The sequence below is a fragment of the Rhodoferax sp. RT5P35 genome (genome assembly GCF_056521385.1).
The window spans coordinates 1-1,024 of sequence record NZ_JBWMAX010000369.1; the positions used below are offsets into that span (position 1 = coordinate 1).

The 1,024-nt window shown below is 67.1% G+C and carries 1 protein-coding gene and 1 pseudogene; one reads left to right on the forward strand and one right to left on the reverse strand.

Annotated elements, in window-relative coordinates; translation table 11 throughout:
* Positions 1-153 (forward strand): annotated as a pseudogene (locus AC097L_RS26395) (MarR family transcriptional regulator); the annotation flags it as partial.
* 5 nt (positions 154-158) lie between these two features.
* On the opposite strand, the gene AC097L_RS26400 reads toward AC097L_RS26395, so the two are convergent.
* Positions 159-1,024, reverse strand: an 866-nt coding sequence (locus AC097L_RS26400; protein ID WP_479589646.1) for a GspE/PulE family protein, incomplete at its 5' end; no start/stop codon positions are given.

The following is a 1,024-nucleotide window of genomic DNA, read 5'->3' on the forward strand; positions in this document are numbered from 1 at the left end:
CACCTTTGGACCTTCCAGGGGCTGGATGCCGCCCGCCGCCTGTACGAAAGCCTGGGCTTTGTCCTGGCGCAAGAAGAACCCGGCAGCCAATGGGGCCAGGAAGTGGTGGAGCAGCGCTTCGTCCGGCTACGGGAAGCGACACCGACCGTGTAACGGCATTACTCCAGCGGCGGCGTGGTGGACAGCACCTCGTCCAGCGTGGTCAGCCCCTCGGCCACGCGCAGCGCACCGGCCAGGCGCAGCGGGCGCATGCCGTCGGCCACGGCCTGGCGGCGCAGCGCGTCGATGCTGGGGCTTTGGTTGACCAGGCCCTTGAAGGCCTCGGTCACGCTGAGCAGCTCGTACACGCCCATGCGGCCCATGAAGCCGGTCATGCGGCAGTCCACGCAGCCTACGGGCTTGTAAGGCGTGTACCCGGCATTGATCTTCCAGGGCTTGATGGCAGCCCCCAGGGTCTCTCGGGCCAGGGCCTCGTCGGGGGCGCGGCAGGATTTGCACAGGGTGCGCACCAGGCGCTGGGCCAGCACGCCCAGCACGGTGGCGTTGAGCAGGTAGGCGGGCACGCCCAGCTCCATCAGCCGGGTGAGGGCCGAGGGCGCATCGTTGGTGTGCAGGGTAGAAAACACCAGGTGGCCGGTCAGCGCGGCCTGGATGGCCATCTCGGCCGTGGCCAGGTCGCGGATTTCGCCCACCATGATGATGTCCGGGTCTTGCCGCATCAGGGCACGCAGGCCTTCGGTGAAGCCAAAGTCGAGCTGGGGCTGCACCTGGGTCTGGTTGAAACTGGGCTCGATCATTTCGATCGGGTCTTCCACCGTGCTGACGTTCACCTCTTCGGTGGCCACGCGCTTCAGGGTGGAGTACAGCGTGGTGGTCTTGCCCGAGCCGGTAGGACCAGTCACCAGAATGATGCCGTGCGGGCGCTTCACCAGCGCCTCCCAGCGCTGGGCGTCGTGCGGGGTGAAGCCCAGCGCGTCCAGGTCTTTCACGGCGGTGTCGGGGTCAAAAATGCGCATCACCATCT